At 70.9% G+C, this 1,254-nt stretch carries 3 protein-coding genes; 1 reads left to right on the forward strand and 2 read right to left on the reverse strand.

The genetic code is table 11. The annotated features are described in order from the left end of the window. Positions 1-13: 13 nt before the first annotated feature. Complete coding sequence (locus AC1DY5_RS56165) at positions 14-175, forward strand: dihydrodipicolinate synthase family protein (RefSeq protein WP_478122797.1); 162 nt, start codon at positions 14-16, stop codon at positions 173-175. Here the strand turns inward: AC1DY5_RS56165 and moaD are convergent. Continuing rightward, positions 162-413 carry a molybdopterin converting factor subunit 1 gene (gene moaD / locus AC1DY5_RS56170; protein ID WP_478122795.1) on the reverse strand — a complete coding sequence of 84 codons (252 nt, stop codon included), beginning with the start codon at positions 411-413 and terminating at the stop codon, positions 162-164. The two genes, AC1DY5_RS56165 and moaD, sit on opposite strands and share 14 nt — an antisense overlap. A 2-nt stretch (positions 414-415) precedes the next feature. Beyond that, positions 416-1,254, reverse strand: an 839-nt coding sequence (locus AC1DY5_RS56175; RefSeq protein ID WP_478122796.1) for a molybdopterin molybdotransferase MoeA, incomplete at its 5' end; no start/stop codon positions are given.

The following is a 1,254-nucleotide window of genomic DNA, read 5'->3' on the forward strand; positions in this document are numbered from 1 at the left end:
GCCATTGCTTCCCTTGATAGAGGCCCTGTTCTCGGATCCGAATCCGGGCCCGCTGAAGGCGGCATTGGCCGCCGAGGGATGGATGCGGGACGAACTGCGCTCGCCGATGACCCGAGTCACGCCCGAGCGGCGTGCGGGCCTGCTCGCGGCGCTGGAAGCACTCAACCGCCCGTGACCGGCGGGAAGAAGGCGACCTCGCTGCCTTCGCGCAGCGCGGCGCTCTCACTGCTCATGATCTGGTCGAGCGCCATGCGCACGGCCCGGCCCCGGGCCAGCGCGCTGGCATGGGGTTCGCCGCGCGCGATCAGCTGGTCGCGCAGGGCACCGAGGTCGGTCGCCGCCGTCTCGACGGTCTCGCTGCCGGTCCCGAGCGCTTCGCGCACCGAGGCAAAGTAGCGGACGTTGACTTTCATGATCAGCCGAGCAGGGAGGCGAACGGAATGAACTGCACCATGTCGCCGGCCTTGAAGGGCTGGCCGGCCGGCGTGTCGATCACGCCGTCGCCCCACACCATCGAGGTCAGCACGCCGGAGCTCTGGTTGCCGAACACATCGAGCCCGCCGGCCGCGTTGCGCCGGGCGCGCAGGAACTCGCGCCGCCGGTCGGCTCGCGGCCAGTCGAAGTCGGCCCGCATCGCGATCGGCTCCGGCGCCACGCGCTTCGCGCCCTGCAGGGTCAGCAGGAAGGGGCGCACCAGCAGCAGGAAGGTCAGGAAGCTCGACACCGGATTGCCCGGTAGGCCGGTCAGGTGCGCGTCGCCGATGCGGCCGTAGGCGAAGGGCTTGCCCGGCTTCATCGACAGCGACCAGAGATCGAGCTGGCCCAGGTGCTGGACCGCGGCCTTGATGTGGTCTTCCTCGCCGACCGACACGCCACCGGTGGTGATGATCAGGTCGTTGCTGAGCGAGGCCGTGTGCAGTGCATCGATGGTCGCGTCGCGCCGGTCCGGCACGATGCCGAGGTCGTTGACCTGGCAGCCCAGCCGCAGCAGCAGGGCCCGCATGAAGAAGCGGTTGGAGTTGTAGATCGAGCCCGGCTTCATGGCCTCTGGCGCCACCTCGCCGGGCATCACGAGTTCGTCGCCGGTCGATAGCAGTGCAACGCGCGGGCGCTTGGCGACCTGCAGCCGGTCGAGGCCGACGCTGGCCGCCAGCCCGAGGCCGGCGGGCGTGAGCCGCTCGCCGCGCGACAGCACCACGTCGCCGGACGCCACGTCCTCGCCGGCACGGCGGATCCATTGGCCCGCCGCCTGCG

This window comes from Variovorax sp. P4_D9, from assembly GCF_056401695.1.